General features: G+C 69.1%; 9 protein-coding genes and 1 pseudogene. 4 read left to right on the forward strand and 6 right to left on the reverse strand.

Annotated elements, in window-relative coordinates; translation table 11 throughout:
• The 5 genes and pseudogenes from VHS75_RS21330 to VHS75_RS21350 form a co-directional block, all read right to left on the reverse strand.
• Positions 1-396, reverse strand: a pseudogene (locus tag VHS75_RS21330) (transposase); the annotation flags it as partial.
• A 37-nt stretch (positions 397-433) separates the two neighbouring features.
• On the reverse strand, positions 434-2,329 hold the full coding sequence (locus VHS75_RS21335) for a hypothetical protein (RefSeq protein WP_329640639.1): 1,896 nt from the start codon (positions 2,327-2,329) through the stop codon (positions 434-436).
• 126 nt (positions 2,330-2,455) lie between these two features.
• Entirely contained in the window at positions 2,456-4,642 is a 2,187-nt protein-coding gene (locus VHS75_RS21340; RefSeq protein WP_329640640.1) for a TonB-dependent receptor, read from the reverse strand.
• Positions 4,643-4,802: 160 nt separating this feature from the next.
• Positions 4,803-5,483, reverse strand: coding sequence for a hypothetical protein (locus VHS75_RS21345; protein WP_329640641.1), 681 nt, complete (start codon positions 5,481-5,483; stop codon positions 4,803-4,805).
• Positions 5,484-5,511: 28 nt separating this feature from the next.
• On the reverse strand, positions 5,512-9,075 hold the full coding sequence (locus VHS75_RS21350) for a hydantoinase B/oxoprolinase family protein (RefSeq protein WP_414694389.1): 3,564 nt from the start codon (positions 9,073-9,075) through the stop codon (positions 5,512-5,514).
• Between the two features lie 110 nt (positions 9,076-9,185).
• On the opposite strand from VHS75_RS21350, the gene VHS75_RS21355 reads away from it, so the two are divergent.
• From VHS75_RS21355 to VHS75_RS21370, 4 genes are all read left to right on the forward strand, one after another.
• Positions 9,186-9,881 (forward strand): DnaJ family molecular chaperone, encoded by a 696-nt coding sequence (locus VHS75_RS21355; RefSeq protein WP_329640643.1) that lies wholly within the window; start codon positions 9,186-9,188, stop codon positions 9,879-9,881.
• A 101-nt stretch (positions 9,882-9,982) separates the two neighbouring features.
• Positions 9,983-10,267 (forward strand): hypothetical protein, encoded by a 285-nt coding sequence (locus tag VHS75_RS21360; RefSeq protein ID WP_329640644.1) that lies wholly within the window; start codon positions 9,983-9,985, stop codon positions 10,265-10,267.
• Positions 10,268-10,360: 93 nt separating this feature from the next.
• On the forward strand, positions 10,361-10,654 hold the full coding sequence (locus tag VHS75_RS21365; protein ID WP_329640645.1) for a putative quinol monooxygenase: 294 nt from the start codon (positions 10,361-10,363) through the stop codon (positions 10,652-10,654).
• A gap of 235 nt (positions 10,655-10,889) precedes the next feature.
• Positions 10,890-11,627, forward strand: coding sequence for a PEPxxWA-CTERM sorting domain-containing protein (locus tag VHS75_RS21370; RefSeq protein ID WP_329640646.1), 738 nt, complete (start codon positions 10,890-10,892; stop codon positions 11,625-11,627).
• Between the two features lie 76 nt (positions 11,628-11,703).
• Here VHS75_RS21370 and VHS75_RS21375 read toward each other — a convergent pair.
• A partial coding sequence (locus tag VHS75_RS21375) for a cytochrome P450 (protein ID WP_329640647.1) occupies positions 11,704-11,950 on the reverse strand: 247 nt, incomplete at its 5' end.

Genomic DNA, 11,950 nt, shown 5'->3' on the forward strand with positions numbered 1-11,950 from the left:
ACCTCGCCGCGCACCATGATGGCCCAGATCGCCCGGGCCGCATGGTTGGCCATGGCGACCGTCGCCACACGGATGGGCTTGCGGGCGAGCAGTGCGGTGATCCGCGGGTCGGCCGCGTCGGGCCGATGCAGATTGCGCCGCACCAGCGAGGTCATCCCGACGATCAGCAGCCTGCGCAGGTACTGGTCGCCCATCTTGGAGATCCGCCCAAGGCGCTCCTTGCCGCCGCTGGAGTTTTGCAAAGGCGTCAGCCCAAGCCAGGCGGCAAACTGCCGGCCAGACTTAAACTGGGTGGGATCGGTGACTGTCGCAGCCAGGGCGGTGGCCCCGAGCAGACCTACCCCCCGGCACGGTGGCGATGCGACGCGCCAGCTCGCTGGAGCGATACCAGGCCAAAGCGAACGCCGCGGATCGCCGCAAAGGGGAAAACGACCTACCGCAGGTGCGAGGCCGCTTGTTCGCGAGCCCGCTTCAAGTCCAGCCAGGCAGGCGTGATCTTGAGCGCCTTGTCGTAGGCGTGCGCGGCCCTACGCCAGTCGGCGTGGCGCGTGGCAACGTCGCCAAGCCCTTTCAGCGGATCCGCCCAATTCGGGGCCCGGCGGGCCGCTTCATTGAAGGCGGCAGCGGCGCCCGCGAGATCGCCGCGGGCCAGGCGGCTCTCGCCTGACGCCTCCTGGGCGCGCGGAAGCGATGGGCCGCGCTGTTCGGCCGCGGCGAACCAGCGGTCGGCCGCGGGCCAGCTCCGGGCCACGCTTTCCACCTCGCCGCGGGCGATCAGGCAGGTGTAGCAGTCCGTGGGTGTTTTCTGGACGAGGTCGCGAGCGTCGGCGAGGCGGCCCAGGTGCGCGTAGGCCACAGCCAGCGCCGGCAGGATCTCAGTGGCGGTCTGTTCCGGTTGCTCGCCAGGAACGGTTGTTGCGGCGAGTGGCTCCAGCTGCCGGGCCGCCTCAGCCCAGTCGCCCCGGTCGGCCGCCATGACAGCATGCGGGAAATCGATCGTGACGGCCGATGTTCCTGCCGCGCGCGCCACCGACAGGTCGTCCGGGGACCCGGCAAGGAGCGCCTGGGCGCGCGCCAGATCGTGAAGAGCCGCCCAATCGGCGGCCCGCCGATAGGGTAACCATTGCTCCAAACCCTCAAGGTAGCTGACGTGCTGCGGGACGGTCAGGTCTTCCATGGCCTGCAAGGCCGCGATCTCTGCCTCGAAATCCGCCGTCTCGAAGGCGATGAGACTGCGATTGATCGCGGCCTCCCAGTCGCTCGTCAACTCCGCGATCCGCCTGCCGCGGTCACGGGGCAGGAAGCGCAAAGACTTGGCGGCCGCTTGGAGCGCGGCTTCATCATCGCCAAGGGACTGAGCAACGCCGGCGAAATCGAACCAGAGATGGCTGAACTGGGGGTCAATCTTCAGGCCCTGCTGCAGGTCCCGGCGCGCCTCGAGTGCGGAGTCAGAGTAGTTGTTGAGGCCCGCCCAAGCCCAGACTCGATCCTCCCTGGACCCCGTCGCCGCCAGCCGCCGCAAGGCGGCGACCGCCTCGCTCTTGCGCCCCGTTTGTCCGAGCCAGGTGGCGTAGCGATACGGCTGCGTGCGGGCGAAGACGCCTTCGGCCGCCGTCTCGATGAGGCCTTCCAGCGACGCCGGGTCGCCGGAAGCCCTTGCCTCTTCGTCCTCGCCCGCCTGGACGCTGAGGGTAAGGATCGGCCCCGTGTGGAAGACCTCGCCAGTGATGTGGGTGTCGTGACCCAGCCGCTCGCGGAGGAAACGCTCCATCTCGCCGAGCGACACGCCGGTCTCGGGGATCTCCACCTTCGCGTCCTTGCCCCAGCTGGCCTCGAAGCTGGCCCGGGCCCGGGCGCTGCCGGAGCGCTGCTCGAGCTGAACGAGGCGGTCTTGGAACTGGTGCGCGATGGTCTGGCCGGTCAGCCCCTGCTGGGCGAGGTCGGGCGGGACGGAGAAGGGCTCAATGACCAGGGCGTGGCTGTGGGCTGCCTCAAAGACCACGCCACCCAGGATGGCCAGGACGGTCGCGCCAATCGCTGCGGCGACGCCCTGGAAGAGCAGCTTCATCCGCTCATTCAAACGTTTGAGCTTGAGGTTGGCGTGGATGACCTCGCTCTGTTCGTGCAGGTGCTCGGCTTGGATTCCGACCAGCTTCTCCTGTTGGGCGAGGTAGGAGGCCAGACGCGGATCCAGCGGCTGGCCGCGCTCCATCGCGCTCGTCGCCAAGGCCGCCGCTATGGGGTCCAGACCCGCAGTCGTCTCAGCGTCGGCCGCCTCGGCCTCCTCGCCGCCGAGGACACCCCCAATTAGCCCACCCTTTTCCGCCACTGCCGACTCCCCGGGATACCCGTGACCGGGGTAACACGGATCGTCGGAACGCCCGCTATGGGTCGCCTGCGGTCCCCCTCTGGGGCGCCGCCGCCACGATGGGGAGGCAGGCGCCGTCCGTGGATCTCAGAAGTAGGTCGTCACCTTGAAGACCATGGAGATCGGCTCCAGGGGGTGGACCTGGAAGCCCGCGATGCCTTCGGCGGGTTCGCCCTTCAGGCGGCTGGTGTAGAAATAGGCTGAGGAATTGGCCTTGATGTTGGTCAGGTTGAAGACGCTGAGCTGCAGGCGCAGGCGCGGGTTCACCTTGTAGCCGATGTCGGCGTTGAACTCGGAATAGCCCTTGTCCTGCGGGTTCTCCTCGCCGTCGTTGATCGGGTACTTGCCGAGCGCGCGCCACTGCAGGCCGCCGAACCAGGGCCCGAGGTCGTCCACCAGCACGCCGAAGGAGCCGATGAAGCTGGGCGCGTTGGCGATGAACGGCGTGTGGAGGCTGAAGGCCGCCAGGTCGCCGGTGTAGCGGGCCTTGGAGAAGGCCAGGTCGGTGTTCAGCTCCAGCCAGCCGAAGGGCTTATACTGGCCGGAGAGCTCGACGCCCTGACGGCGGCTGGGCGCGCTGGCGGCGTCCTGGCCGGCGTCGCCGTCGTAGCGGAGCTCGGAGCGGAAATCCTCCTGGAAGATCGCCACCTGCAGGGCGACCTTGGGGATGATGTTGGTGCGCACGCCGACCTCTTCGCCGGTGGTCGGCGCGAGCAGGGGCGTGGGGCCGGCGGCGACCGGCTCGCCCTCCAGGGGCACGGTGCCGAACACGCCGCGCACGTCGTCGGAGTGGAAGCCGCGCCCGGCGCTGAGATAGAGTTCGGTGCTCTTCCAGGGGCCCAGCACGAGGCTGCCCTTGGGTTGGAACAGGGCCTGGCTGGCCGAGCCGTGGAAGCCGGTCGTCAGGCTGGTGTCGCTGGCGTGGTAGTACTCCTCGCGCAGGCCGAAGACCGTGCGCAGCCAGGGCGTCCAGCGGGTGGTGGTCTCGATGTAGGGCCCGAGGTCCAGCAGATGCAGGGTATCGGCGTTGCAGACGCCGCCGACAGCGGTCTGCGGGAGCGACGGGCCGGTGGGCTGGGCGACCTCGCAGTAGTCCAGCACCTTGCGCTGCAAGGTGTGGCGGCGATCGACGTAGGCGTCGTCGTAGCGCGCCTGGACGCCCACGGAGGTGTCGGTGCTGATCGAGCCAAAATCCCTCAGATAGCGGAAGGCCGCCGCGCCGCCGAGCGTAGTGCGCGCGTCGGTCTGCTGCTCCTGGTCGCCGTTCACCGGGTCGTCGAGGAAGTGGGTGAAGTCATTCCACAGCGTCATGCGGTTGCGGATGACATAGGCGTTGGAGGTGAAGCGCCAGTCGTCGCCGCGGGTCGCGAAGTGGCCCGACAGGCTCATGCGCTCCGACAGGTTGCCGTCAGTGGGGTCGAGCGTTCCGAAGCGGTCGATCAGGCCCTGCTGGACCGCGCGCAGAGGCTGGTCGGTGGTGAAATTGCCGTCGCCCTTGAAGTACATGGCGGTGAGGTCATAGCCGTCGTCGGTCGTGCCGTGGCTGTAGCGGACCACCGCATCGATCTTGCGGAAGTTGTCGGGGTGGTCGAACGGGCCGTCGACGTGGCCGAGGTAGAAGCCGGCCACGATGCGGTTGTCGTCGTCGATCTTGTGGGTTCCGCCCACGAAGGCGTTGTAGACGCCCAGCGTGCCGATGCTGACCGAGGCTTGGTTGGGGATGGAGTCGGCGATCTTCACGTGGGTCGAGGCCACGGCGCCGAAGTCGCCGACGGCGGCGTAGTAGGGGCCCTTGGTGAAGTCGAGGCCGTTGGTCACCTCCGGCAGCATGAAGTTGGCGTCGGAATAGCCCTGGCCGTGGGCGTTGCTGGGCCGGTTGACCGGCATGTCGTCGACGAAGTTGGCGATGTCGGTGCCGTGGTCGAGGTTGAAGCCGCGCAGCAGATATTGCTGGGCCTTGCCCTCGCCGGAGTGGACGGTGACCACCAGACCGGGCGTGGTCTCCAGCAGCTGGCCGACGCGGTAGACCGGGCGCAACTGCAACTCTTCCTGGGTGATGGAGCCTTGGGACGCCGTGGTGGCGACGCCCATCAGGTTGAGGCGCGATCCGGTGACCACGACTTCGCTCACCTGGCCGCCGGCCTGGCCGGGTTTGGCGGCGGGTTTCAGCGCGGCGGGCTGCGGCTGATCCTGGGCGGCGGCGGCTGACGCCAGCGCCAAGGCCGCGACGCCGGCGAACAGGCTGAGGAGCGTCGGGCGGGTCAGAAGGCGCATCGCGCGGCGGTCCGATCGGTAGGCGCAAAAAAGGACGGCTCGCACCGCGAGCCGCTAGGGGGGAGGATGCGCAAAGCGTCACGGCTCCCATGCCGCGCCAAGTTTCTTACGGTTCCGCGGGAGGTTACAGGAGGTTACACACCGCCTGTGGGTGGGCCGCTCAGCGGTTCGGCGTGGCCGGTGGCGCCGGCGCGTCGGCAGGCGGGGGCGCGAGCAGGACGCCGACCAGGTCCTTCGGGCCGTCAGGTGCCGGGGCGTCGGCGGCCGGCGTGGGCGCGGCGTCCGCAGGCGGCGGAGCCTCGGGCTCGTCGTTCACCTTGAAGGCGCCGCCCATCAGGGTGGCCTTGGCCTTGAGGTCCCTGGCCGTAGTTTCGCAGCGGGCGGGGAGCGCCCAGCTCATCCATTCCTGGGCCAGGCGCGCCGGGGTGACATCCGGCGTGATCTTCCAGACGTCGCGGCCCTTGTTCACCGCGGCGGCGCCGACCGTGTTGATGGGGCGCAGGCTCGCCTTTTCCGCCGCGGTGAGCGCGGCCTGGAAGGCCTTCAGCTCGGCCTGTCCGGCCTTCTGCATGTCGGCATAGACCTTCAGATCGTCGGAGAGCTTGCGGTCCGGCGGGCGGTAGGTGCTCTCGATGCGGGTGACCTCCGGCATCACCTGGTCGTGCAGGTCGAGGTAGCCGCGCAGGCTGCCGTAGCACCAGGCCACGAACTGATAGTCGTCGTGCGGCGCGCCGGCCGGGAAGCGCTCCTCCGCGGCTGGCGCATCAGCGGGCGGCGGCGGTTCGACGGCGGGTTGGCCCTGTGCAAACAGGAGGAGGGCAAGGGCGACGGGAGCTGACATGGACGCGGAGATACCTTGATGATTCCAGCTATTTTCGGGCGGGTGAACCGAAGCCGCCGCCGCCGGGGGTCTCGATCTCGATGACATCGCCGGCGGCGACCTCGACGGCGAAACAGCCGGGTAGGTCTGTAACGGTCCCGGAGGCCGCGATCAAACGTTGCGCGCCAGGGAGCGCCGGTCCGCCGCCCTTGAGGCCCTGCGGCGCGTGCTCGCGGCGGGACGAGAGCAGGGCGGCCTCCATGGGCGCCAGGAAGCGGATGCGGCGGATCGAGCCGTCGCCGCCGCGCTGGGCGCCAGCGCCCCCGGAGCCGTGGCGGACGCCGAAGCTCTCGACGCGAACCGGGAAGCGGCGCTCCAGGATCTCCGGATCGGTGAGCCGCGAATTGGTCATGTGGGTGTGGACGGCGCTGGCGCCCGGCGCATTGGCGGTCGCGCCGCAGCCGCCGCAAATGGTCTCGTAATACTGGCGGGCGTCGTCGCCGAAGGTGAAATTACTCATGGTGCCCAGGCTGTTGGCCATGACTCCTAAGGCGGCGTAAAGGGCGTCGACCACGTGCTGGCTGGTCTCGACATTGCCGGCGACCACGGCGGCGGGCGGCTTGGGGTCGAGCATCGAGCCTGGGCGCGTCAGGATATTCAGCGGCTCAAGGCAGCCGGAATTCAGCGGGATGTCGTCGTCCACCAGAGTGCGGAAGACATAGAGCGCCGCGGCGTCGACGATGGCCGACGGGCCGTTGAAATTGGTCGGCAGCTGGTCGGCGCTGGCGGTGAAATCGAGGGTCGCTTCGCCGGCTGGGGCGTCGACGGTGGTGGTGACGACGATCTCGCCGCCGCCGTCAATGGGTACGCGGGCCTGGCCGTCGGAGAGCCTGCCCACCGCGCGGCGCACGGCGGCGGCGGCGTTGCGCTGCACGAAGGTCATGTAGCGGGCGACGGCCGGGGCTCCGTAGGTTCGGATCATGTCGGAGACGGCGGCGGCGCCGGCCTGGCAGGCGGCGATCTGAGCCTTCAGGTCGGCCAGATTGGTGTCGGGATTGCGGGCCGGCCAGCGGCCGGAGAGCAGCACCGCGCGGGTCTCGGCCTCCAGGAATCGGCCCTCGCGCATGATCGGCAGGGCGTCCAGCATGACGCCCTCCTCGTCGATGGTCTTCGAGAACGGCGGCATGGAGCCCGGCTGCACGCCACCGATGTCGGCGTGGTGGCCGCGGGCGGCGACGTAGAAGGACGGCGGCTCGCCGCCTTCCATGAACACCGGCATCACGACGGTGATGTCCGGCAGGTGCGTGCCGCCGGCGTAGGGGTTGTTGAGCGCGAAGGCTTCGCCGGGATGCAGGATCGGGTGGCGGTCGCGGACGGCGCGGACGGATGCGCCCATGCTCCCTAAGTGCACGGGCATGTGCGGGGCGTTGGCCACCAGGCCGCCATCGGCGTCGAACAGGGCGCAGGAGAAGTCGAGCCGCTCCTTGATGTTCACCGAGTGCGCCGTGCGTTCGAGGGCCGCGCCCATGGCCTCCGCCACGCCCATGAAGCGGCGGTTGAACAGTTCGAGCGTCACCGGGTCGGGCTTGTCGAGCGCGATGGCGTGGCTGCGCGCGGCGCCGGTGCGGGTCAGGGTGATCAGACCCTCAGCGCAGGCCGTCGCGCGCCAGCCGGGGCTAAGCGCGATCTGGGTGTCGGCGCGGACGATGAGGGCGGGGCCGTCGAGGGTGGTGAACCGATCGGCGGGGATGACCGGCGCGTCGTGCCAGGCGCCATGGGCGAACATCTGCACCCGCTCATCCCGGCGAAGGCCGGGATCCATACTGAGCGAGGATGGCCCGGCGGCGATCGCAATTCGGCTTAGATCCCGGCCTTCGCCGGGATGAGCGGAGCCTGAAATGGCCTCCGCCTCCACCGCGGCGATCAGGATCAGGCGCTCGGGTTCGATGAAGCCGAAGAGGCGGTGGTGGGCGGCTTCGAAGGCGGCCTTGGCTTCGGCGAGTTCGCAATAGGGGATCGGCAGCTCGGCGTCGGCGCCGTCATAGCGCAGACGCAGGGTGCGGCGGACCTCGCCGGTCGCCGCGCCTTGCTCGGCCATGGCCTCGCGCGCCTGGGTTTCGACCTTTGTCAGCAGGAGGTCGGCGGCGAAGAGGCCATCGTCGTCCAGCGGGACCTCCAGGCCGGACTGGCGCAGCGCCGTGACCTGCGCCTGGCCGATGCCCCAGGCTGACAGCACGCTGCCGTACTTCGGGCAGAGGATCTCTTCGACCCCCAGCGCCTCGGCGGTCTGGCAGGCGACCTGGCCGGCGGCGCCGCCGAAGGCGGTCAGCGCGTGGTCGCGCGGGTCGAAGCCGCGCTCGGTGGAGATGCGGCGCACCGCCTGGGCCATCTGCTCGACGGCGACGGCCACGAAGCCCTCGGCGGCGGCCTCGACGCTTTCAGCGCCCATGGCCGTGGCCAGCTCCGCCAGACGGGCGCTGGCGGCGTCCGGGTCGAGCGGGCGGTCGCCCTTCGGCCCGAAGACCGAGGGGAAGAAGCGCGGATCGAGGCGGCCGAGAACCAGGTTGGCGTCGGTGACCGTGGCGGGCCCGCCGCGGCCGTAGGCGGCCGGGCCGGGAACGGCGCCGGCGCTGGCCGGACCGGCGCGGGCGCGCATGCCATCGAAGGTCAGGATCGAGCCGCCGCCGGCCGCCACCGTCTCCACGTCCAGCATGGGGGAGCGGATCTTGGCCCCGGCCACCTTAGCCGTGTCGCGGCGTTCCAGTTGGCCGGCGAAGCGGCAGACGTCGGTGGAGGTGCCGCCCATGTCGAAGCCGAGCACCGCGGGGGCTTCAGCCTGCGCGGCGGTGCGGGCGACGCCCACCACGCCGCCGGCCGGCCCGGAGACAACCGCGTCCTTACCGCGGAAGGCCTCCGCCCGGACCAGGCCGCCGGCCGAGGTCATGAAGAACAACGGCGCGCCGGCGACCGCATCGGCCACGCGGCGGACATAGTCCTGCAGGATTGGCGTCAGATAGGCGTCGGCGATGGTGGTCTCGGCGCGGGGAATAAACCGCGGCCGGGGTGAAACCTCATGGCTGAGCGCGACGAATGGGAATCCGACGGCGCGGGCAATCTCGCCGGCCGCCAGCTCGTGGGCCGGGTTGAGGTCGGCGTGCAGGAAGGCGATGGCGACGGAGGCGTAGCCTTGGGCGAGCGCGGATTTCAGCTTTTCGGTGAGCGCTGCGGCGTCGAGGGGGCGGACCACGCGGCCCCGGGCGTCCAGCCGCTCGTCGGCCTCGACAACGCCGGAATAGAGCGGCGGCGGGCGGACGATGGTGAGCGCGAAGAGGTCTGGCCGGGCCTGGTCGCCGATCAGCACGCTGTCGGCGAACCCTTGGGTCGTGACGAAAAGCGTCCTGGCGCCGGCGCGCTCCAGCAGCGCATTGGTGGCGACGGTGGTGCCCATCTTGATGGACTCCACGCGATCGGCCGGGAAGGGCGCGTCGGCCGCAGCGCCCAGGATGCGGCGCATGGCCTCCACGGCGGCGTCGGGATAGGCGGCCGACGCGCTGAGCAGCTTCAGCGAGGTCTCGGCGCCGGCGTCCGGTCCGTCGACGACCTGACCGATCACATCGGTGAAGGTTCCGCCTCGATCGATCCAAAAACGCCAGGACGTGTCCAAAACTTAACCCGCCTCGCGATTGTTTTCAGGGCGCTACGCTCGTATGGCTGCTTATCCCAATGAGCTTCTGGCGCAAGATAGCTGGCTTGGCCGCTCGCAACCTCGATGAGGCCGAGTGCGACGTCTGCCCTCCGGGGCTCCCCGGCGAGGACCCCGCGTTCTCGACGGCGGTCACCGCGCTGGGCGCGAAACTGGCCAAGGCCGACGGCAACGCCCGGGCCAGCGAGTACGCGGTTTTCTCCGAGGTGTTCCACCCGGACGCGGGCAGCGAGGGCAATGTGCGCCGGCTCTACCAGCTGGCCCAGCAGACCACCCGCGGGTTCGAGGGCTACGCGCGCCGGCTGCAGAAGCGCTACCACGCCTGCCCGCAGCTGCTGGAGGACGTGGTGGACGGCCTCTTCTTCATCGCCACCTCCGACGGCGTGGTGACCTCGGACGAGCTTGCCTATCTGAGCCGCGTCTCCGAGCTGTTCGGCCAGAGCCCGCTGGTGTTCCGCCGCCTGAAGGCGACCCACCTGGGCCCCGAAGCCGGCGATCCCTACGCCGTGCTGGGGGTTCGCCACGATGCGTCGGACGCCGATCTGCGCGCGTCCTGGCGGGCGATGCTGTCCGAGTCGCACCCCGACCGGGCGCGGGCGCGCGGCCTGCCGACGGAATTCATCGAGGTCGCCGAGGCCAAGGCGGCCGCGATCAATGCCGCCTTCGATACGGCCATGCGCGAACGGCGGGCATTGGCGTTGCAAGGCGCGGCATAATTGCGTGTGTCCGTCCCTTTTCGGTTGTGCATGGTTGACGCCAGGGACCCTTGGGACGACATAATTGTTATCGACCCGGTAACCGGGTTAGTGAGGACGCCATGGTGAAAGAGTTCGCCACCCGTCACGGTTCGGCCCTGCGCAGCTTGGCCATGCTCGTCGGATTGCTTGCCACCGTCGCGGCCATGGTCGTGGGCGCGGTCCTGGCCGTGGTCGCCGCCGCCACCGTCGCGGTGATCGCCATAATGGCTTCCGCGCTCCTCGGCTTTACCGGCCTTGCGCTCCGGGCCCGTCGCACGGCGCGGGCGAGAGCCGACGGTGTTATCGAAGCCCGCCACCTGGGCGGCCACCACTGGGTGGCCTACGGCTGGAACGAGAGCCGCTGATTTTCCGCTGATCCGACGTTGCTCGACGCCGCGCGTCTTGCCGTGGCGGCGCATGCGCCCTAGCGTCTTTCAAACAATCGTTTGGAGGACGGCATGAGCATCGGCGTAATCGCGACCCTGAAGATCCAGGACGGCAAGGCCGGCGAGTTCGAAGCCTTCTTCACCGAGCTGGCCAAGCAGGTGCGGGGCCATGAACCCGGCAATCTCGCCTATCAGCTGACCAAGAGCCGCGCCGAAGCCAACACCTACAAGGTGCTGGAACTCTACAAGGACCAGGACGCCCTGACGCATCACGGCGGCACCGACTATTTCAAGGCCGCCGGCCCGAAGTTCGCCGGCGTGCTGGCCGGACGGCCGGACATCGAATACCTCGACGGGGTCGGCTGAGGACGCTGTGGCGCCCAATCGGCGGCATTCCGCGGGCCCTGAAAAACCGGCCTGCGGACGCTCAACCTGCTGATTTCCGCGAATTTTTCGCCTGTCAGGCGAATCACACGATTGAGATTGTGCGCCACAGGCGAGTCCGGTCGAATACCCTTGCTATTGGCAGATCGGGCTCTAAAGATTTTGTTCATCGTATTGGCAGAGCGCCGATACGCCGAATTGGACCTGGGGCACTATCATGAAGCGTTTCGTCATCGCGGCTGTCGCCGCCGCCGGATTTGCGGTCGCCGGATCGGCGAACGCGGCCGTCAACCTGATCACCAACGGCAGCTTTGAAGCCGCCGGCACGACGGGGCATGGGGCGATCACCTCGCCCTGGTCCTATACGGGCGTCTTCGGCAGTGACACCACCCACCCCGCGACGGTTATCCAGTACAACTCCAATGCGGGCTATCCCGCCGGGGCGTTCAACGAGCCGATCCCGACGGCGCCGCAAATCAACGGCGACCCCGACGCGCCCGGCAACTTCGCCGCCTATTTCGTGGCCGATGACGCGACGGAGACCCTGTCGCAGAGCGTCCACCTGGACGTGGGCACCTACACGATCGGCTTCTCGGCCTACGTTCCTCTGAACGGCTTCGACAACAGCGGCGACGCGACGTTCACGGGCACGGTGGCGGGCGTGCAGCTCGTCCAGTTCAGCGCCAAGAACAGCGGCAACATCATCCCGCCGCAGACGTGGGAGACCTGGACGGGCCTCCTGAACGTCACGACGGCCGGCGACTACAACACCAGCTTCATCTACCACTCCGGCCTGGCGCCGGCGGCTGACGTGGTCATCGACGACGTGTTCGTGGTGAAGGGCGACATCACCCCCGGCATTCCGGAACCGACCTCCTGGGCCCTGATGATCCTGGGCTTCGGCGGCGCCGGTGCGGCGCTTCGCAGCCGCCGCCGTCAGGCCGTGACCGCCTGAGGGCGCCCGCGACCTTCGACACGGAGACAAGTTTGAAAACCCCGGCCGAGAGGCCGGGGTTTTTGCTTGTGTGGGATCAGGTCCGGGCGGGGATGATCACCGGCAGGGTCTCATAGCCCTTCACGAAGGAGGAGTTCACGTGCCGGGGCGCGCCGACGACCTCGATCTTCGGGAAGCGCTTGAGGATCTCCTCCCAGATCACCTTCAGCTGCAGCTCGGCCAAGCGGTTGCCCACGCAACGGTGGATGCCGAAGCCGAAGGACAGGTGGTGGCGCGGCTGGGCGCGGTCGACGATGTAGGCGTTCGGGGTTTCGATCACCTCG

The organism is Phenylobacterium sp., from assembly GCF_036264965.1.
In the GTDB taxonomy this organism is placed as follows: Bacteria; Pseudomonadota; Alphaproteobacteria; order Caulobacterales; family Caulobacteraceae; genus Phenylobacterium.

Bases quoted from the DNA above. Each gene is read 5' to 3' on its own strand.
- VHS75_RS21340 (WP_329640640.1), bottom strand. From the start codon at position 4,642: ATGCGCCTTCTGACCCGCCCGACGCTCCTCAGCCTGTTCGCCGGCGTC.
- VHS75_RS21345 (WP_329640641.1), bottom strand. From the start codon at position 5,483: ATGTCAGCTCCCGTCGCCCTTGCCCTCCTCCTGTTTGCACAGGGCCAA.
- VHS75_RS21355 (WP_329640643.1), top strand. From the start codon at position 9,186: ATGAGCTTCTGGCGCAAGATAGCTGGCTTGGCCGCTCGCAACCTCGAT.
- VHS75_RS21360 (WP_329640644.1), top strand. From the start codon at position 9,983: ATGGTGAAAGAGTTCGCCACCCGTCACGGTTCGGCCCTGCGCAGCTTG.
- VHS75_RS21365 (WP_329640645.1), top strand. From the start codon at position 10,361: ATGAGCATCGGCGTAATCGCGACCCTGAAGATCCAGGACGGCAAGGCC.
- VHS75_RS21370 (WP_329640646.1), top strand. From the start codon at position 10,890: ATGAAGCGTTTCGTCATCGCGGCTGTCGCCGCCGCCGGATTTGCGGTC.